Source organism: Mycobacterium talmoniae (assembly GCF_001854525.1).
GTDB lineage: Bacteria > Actinomycetota > Actinomycetes > Mycobacteriales > Mycobacteriaceae > Mycobacterium > Mycobacterium talmoniae.
This window is the reverse complement of sequence record NZ_MLQM01000255.1, coordinates 1-4815: the sequence shown is the minus strand read 5'-3', so window position 1 is coordinate 4815 and position 4815 is coordinate 1. Positions and strand designations below refer to the sequence as shown.

Sequence of the window (4815 nt, the reverse complement as noted above, 5' to 3'; positions counted from 1 at the left end):
GGCCGGGGCGCACCGCGATCCAGCGGAAGCCGGTCGGCAGTTGTGTCCGCGGGGGCTGCCCGGACGGGCCCCACCGCGGGTCCACCGGCTGCGCATCCGTCCGCGGCGCGAGCAACGCACCGCGACACCGGGGGCACCAGCTGCGCTGTCGATCGCGCACGTTCCACCGCGTGCCGCACTGGGAGCACACTTGGATCACCGCACCAGGGTAGCCGGGGTGCGGCCGGACCGGAGGTCAGACGGTGCCGGGACGCCCGTCGTCGGTGATCACCGGCCGCCCGGCGGCGGCCCAGGCCAACATCCCGCCGCTGACGTTGACGGCCGGGTAGCCGTTGGCGTGCAGAAACTGGGCGACCCGCTGGGACCGGCCGCCGACATGGCAGATGACGTACAACTGGCCGTCACGGTCCAGCTCGTCGAGGCGCGACGGCACCTCACCCATCGGGATGTGCAGGGCGTCGGGGGCGTGGCCGCGCTGCCATTCGTCGTGCTCGCGGACATCCAGCAAGGTTGCTGCCGGCGCCTGGAAGCTTTGCGGCAAGCCGGTGACATCGGCCTGCGTGACGCCCGCACCATCGTCCATGGGTTCGATCTTGGCATGCGGCCGTCGCACGTGCACGATCGCGGCGAACCAGCTACTTAGCGGTATCCACAGTTTCCACAGGTTTATCCACAACGCGGCCGTCGACCGGACCGGGCGATGAGCGCGGATTCTGTGGCCATGCTGAGGTCCGACTGTGGATAACGGAACGGTATCGAAGCGCTTCGGTCAACAGCCCGTCGGCCGTCGAGCGAAATGTATTGGCCCGCTAAGCATCCGCATCGTCGAACACATGGTCGCAGACCCTCGGCCACCGGCCGGGCACCGCGATTTTCCTTGTCGTGCGGCGCGCGCTATCATCGCGGACACACGAAGCAGTTGTGATTCATCTCACTGAGAGCGAGTTATGCGTGCAGGTCAAGGTGGCATGATGGCGGCACAGCCGATTGGTCCGCGGTCCGCTGCGTCGTCGGGGCACTGGCCGCTGGGGTCGCCGACCTACAACCACTCGTACCTGCTGGCTGGTTTGCGCGCCGGTTTGATCGCGCTCGTGTTACTGGCGATTTTCGCCATCATCGTTTTGTTCTGAACCCGCCCCGAGCGGGTAGCCACCTAACGCACCCGTTGTTGCGGTGCGCGCGGCCATGGAGCAATGTTGACCGCGTACAGCCCGACGCGGACCGCTGCGAGCGGAACGTCAGGAGCAGGCCCACCAACGATTGAAGGAAGGAATCTCGTGGCTGACTACACCTTGCCGGATTTGGACTGGGACTACGGAGCCCTCGAGCCGCACATCTCCGGTCAGATCAACGAGCTTCACCACAGCAAGCACCACGCCGCCTACGTCAAGGGCGCCAACGATGCCCTCGCCAAACTGGAGGAGGCGCGCGCCAAGGACGACCATTCCGCGATCCTGCTGAACGAGAAGAACCTGGCCTTCCACCTCGGCGGCCACGTCAACCACACCATCTGGTGGAAGAACCTGTCGCCGAACGGTGGCGACAAACCCACCGGTGATCTCGCCGCCGCCATCGACGACGCATTCGGGTCGTTCGACAAGTTCCGGGCGCAGTTCACCGCGGCCGCCAACGGGTTGCAGGGGTCCGGCTGGGCGGTGCTCGGTTACGACAGCCTCGGCGACAAGCTGCTCACCTTCCAGCTGTATGACCAGCAGGCCAACGTTCCGCTCGGCATCATTCCGCTGCTGCAGGTCGACATGTGGGAGCACGCCTTTTACCTGCAGTACAAAAACGTCAAAGCCGACTACGTCAAGGCGTTCTGGAATGTCGTGAACTGGGCAGATGTCCAGGACCGGTACGCCGCCGCGACGTCGAAGACCAAGGGGCTGCTGTTCGGCTGAGCCCGTTCGTTTGAAGCCTGGCTGGGGCGCCGCGCGAACCGCGCGGCGCCCCGCCTGTTTCCCGGGCCCAATGCCCGTCGTGTCTGCTTGCACGCCCCCGATCCGCGGCGCATGCTGGATAAACAGACCCACTGGGTGTCGCGGAGGACCAATGGAAACTGGGTCAGGCCGGGCGATTGAGATAGCGCCATTTCATTCCCACGGTGCCTTAAAAGGCTTCGTGATTTTTGGTCGCTGGCCGGACTCCACGAAGGAATGGGCGCAGCTGCTGATCGTGGCCGTCCGGGTGGCGTCATTGCCGGGATTGCTCTCCACCACAACGGTATTCGGCGCTCGCGAGGAGTTGCCCGAGTCTCCGCCGCCCGACACGGTCGGGCTGGTGCTCGCCGAGGGCACCGTGGTGGGTGAATCCGCCATTGCGCCAGGGCATTTCGCTGAGCATCAGCCGCCCGCGCTGCTGATGCTGCACCCCCCGTCGGAAACCACCCCGTCCCTACCCGAGTGTTACGGTGCGGCGTCGGGATGTGTGCTGCTGCCCGGACTTCCGCACCTGGGCCTTGAGCACCGGGCGGCCTGGGTGGAGGCCGAAGCAGACGGCACCGTGACCTCGATGGTGAGCCGGGTGGGTGTCGATCCGATCAGCCATCCCGATACCGCGATTCTGGCCATGCTCCTTGCCGCATAGCGGCTTTCGTCGTTGCGGCCGGCATGGCCGCCGGTGTCGTCAACCCGGCGCCGGCTGCCGAGCGCCCTGAGGTACGCCGCGCACCGACACCGGGGCGCGCGGGCGGTTGGGCGGCGGACACGACCGGAATCCGGTATCGCAGCAAAGGCTGGTTTCGGTGCGGCGAACATTCCCGGTTGGTTGCCCGATGAGGCCCCTATCCAGCGCTGGTCGGCCAACTAGTTCTCGGCGGCCGACCGCGTTCCCGTCGCAGCGCCACGATTCTCTTGGTGCAGCTTGTATATATCGTGTTTGCGCCGGTCGGCATTCTCGCCGCGGGCGGGCGCCGATCCGCAGGACCGTTTCGCAGAATTCTTTCCTGGTTTGCACTTGGTTGGGGCCACAACTCTCGCTACGATGAGCAGCAAATACATGCTTGGATTCCTCTGCTCTTGTTCTTCGAACCCCTTTGGAGGTCATATCGATGAGCACGACGTTCGCCGCCCGCCTGAACCGCCTCTTTGACACGGTGTATCCGCCGGGGCGCGGCCCGCATACATCGGCGGAGGTGATCGCAGCGCTTAAGGCCGAGGGCATCACGATGTCGGCCCCCTACCTGTCGCAGCTGCGTTCGGGCAACCGCACCAACCCCTCGACGGCCACCATGGCCGCATTGGCGAACTTCTTCCGCATCAAACCGGCGTATTTCACCGACGACGAGTACTACGAAAAGCTCGATAAAGAGTTGGCCTGGCTCGACAGCATGCGCGACGAGGGGGTGCGCCGCATCGCGACCCGGGCCATCGGGCTGTCGCCGGAGGCGCAGCAGGACATCGTGGCCAAAGTCGACGAGTTGCGCCGCAAAGAGCACCTCGACGCGTAGTCCGCGCCGGCGCCGCGTCGACCTGACGGCGTGTCGTGGGCGCGCTGCGATTAGGGTGGGCTCGATCCACGGCCACGCAGCGTCGACGAGATACCGGGGAGGCAGCCGGGATGGGCCTGTTCAAGCGAAAGAGTCGCGCGACCCGTCGCGCTGAGGCGCGGGCGCTCAAGGCCCGTGCCAAACTGGAAGCCAAGCTGGCCGCGAAAAATGAGGCGCGGCGACACAAGGCCGCCCAGCGCGCCGAGACCAAGGCGCTCAAGGCGCAACTGAAGGCGCAGCGGGACAGCGACCGGGCCGCGCTGAAAGTCGCCGAGCATCAACTCAAGACCGCGCGTGAGGGAAAAGTGCTGTCGCCGACCCGGATCCGCCGGGTGCTGACGGTGTCTCGGTTGCTCGCCCCGATCGTGGTCCCGGTGGTTTACCGGGCCGCGATGGCCGCCCGCGGGCTGCTCGATGAGCGGCGGGCCGACCGGCTCGGGGTCCCGCTGGCCCAGATCGGCCAGTTCTCCGGGCACGGGGCGCGGTTGTCGGCCCGCATCGCCGGGGCCGAGAAAACGCTGCAGCTGGTGCAGAACAAGAACCCCAAGGACGCGGAGACCAAACAGTTCGCGGCCGCGATCACCGAACGGCTGACCGACCTGTCCGCTGCCGTCACCGCCGCGGAGAACATGCCGTCGGCGCGGCGCCGGGCGGCGCACGCCGCGATCGCCGAACAACTCGACGGCATCGACGCGGACCTGATGGCGCGGCTGGGACTGGGCTGACGCCATGCACCGCCGGCTGAAGCTGCGCGCGCCCCGGCGGGTCGCGGCCCTCGGCGCGGCCACCGCCACCCTGTGCCTGGGGTCGGCGATCGGGGTCGCGCCGGCCGGGGCGCACGTGCATGTCAGCAGCCCCGGTGCGGTGCGCGCCAGCACCGCGATGCTGACCTTCGAGGTGCCCAACGAATCCGAAACCGGCTCTGCCACAACCGAGCTCGTCGTCACCCTGCCCGACGTGGCGTCGGCGCGCACCGAGACCGTGCCCGGCTGGACGGCCAAGCTGGACCGCGACACCGCCGCGGGCACGGTCCGCTCGGTGACCTGGACCGCGGCCCCCGGCGGCGGGATTGGGGCCGACCAATTCGGCTTGTTCCGGATCTCGGTGAAGTTGCCCGACGCCGACACCGTCAGCTTCGCTGCCACCCAGAAGTACGCCGACGGCACCGAGGTGCACTGGGATCAACCGCCGCTGCCCGACGGCGGCGAACCCGACCACCCGGCGCCCATGCTGATGCTCGCGCGGGCACCGGGAACCGCCGCACCGGAGACGCAGGTGCCGGTCGTCGCCGCCAACCGGGCTCAGAGCGCGGACCCGTCGGATAACGC

Annotated in this window: 7 protein-coding genes and 1 pseudogene; 6 read left to right on the top strand and 2 right to left on the bottom strand. The window is 67.6% G+C overall.

Going from position 1 to position 4815, the window contains the following annotated elements; translation table 11 throughout:
- Both BKN37_RS30055 and BKN37_RS25770 read right to left on the bottom strand, forming a co-directional pair.
- A pseudogene (locus BKN37_RS30055) lies at positions 1-199 on the bottom strand (DUF4328 domain-containing protein); the annotation flags it as partial.
- Positions 200-235: 36 nt separating this feature from the next.
- Positions 236-583 carry a rhodanese-like domain-containing protein gene (locus tag BKN37_RS25770; protein ID WP_071029980.1) on the bottom strand — a complete coding sequence of 116 codons (348 nt, stop codon included), beginning with the start codon at positions 581-583 and terminating at the stop codon, positions 236-238.
- Positions 584-968: 385 nt separating this feature from the next.
- On the opposite strand from BKN37_RS25770, the gene BKN37_RS29405 reads away from it, so the two are divergent.
- From BKN37_RS29405 to BKN37_RS25745, 6 genes are all read left to right on the top strand, one after another.
- On the top strand, positions 969-1130 hold the full coding sequence (locus tag BKN37_RS29405; RefSeq protein ID WP_207547298.1) for a hypothetical protein: 162 nt from the start codon (positions 969-971) through the stop codon (positions 1128-1130).
- A gap of 147 nt (positions 1131-1277) precedes the next feature.
- Positions 1278-1901 carry a superoxide dismutase gene (locus tag BKN37_RS25765; protein ID WP_071029978.1) on the top strand — a complete coding sequence of 208 codons (624 nt, stop codon included), beginning with the start codon at positions 1278-1280 and terminating at the stop codon, positions 1899-1901.
- A 151-nt stretch (positions 1902-2052) separates the two neighbouring features.
- Positions 2053-2586 carry a peptidase gene (locus BKN37_RS25760; protein WP_071029976.1) on the top strand — a complete coding sequence of 178 codons (534 nt, stop codon included), beginning with the start codon at positions 2053-2055 and terminating at the stop codon, positions 2584-2586.
- A 463-nt stretch (positions 2587-3049) separates the two neighbouring features.
- Positions 3050-3448 carry a helix-turn-helix domain-containing protein gene (locus BKN37_RS25755; protein WP_071029974.1) on the top strand — a complete coding sequence of 133 codons (399 nt, stop codon included), beginning with the start codon at positions 3050-3052 and terminating at the stop codon, positions 3446-3448.
- A gap of 110 nt (positions 3449-3558) precedes the next feature.
- Positions 3559-4212, top strand: a complete 654-nt coding sequence (locus tag BKN37_RS25750) for a DUF6474 family protein (RefSeq protein ID WP_071029972.1) — start codon at positions 3559-3561, stop codon at positions 4210-4212.
- Between the two features lie 4 nt (positions 4213-4216).
- A partial coding sequence (locus BKN37_RS25745; protein WP_108772723.1) for a YcnI family copper-binding membrane protein occupies positions 4217-4815 on the top strand: 599 nt, incomplete at its 3' end.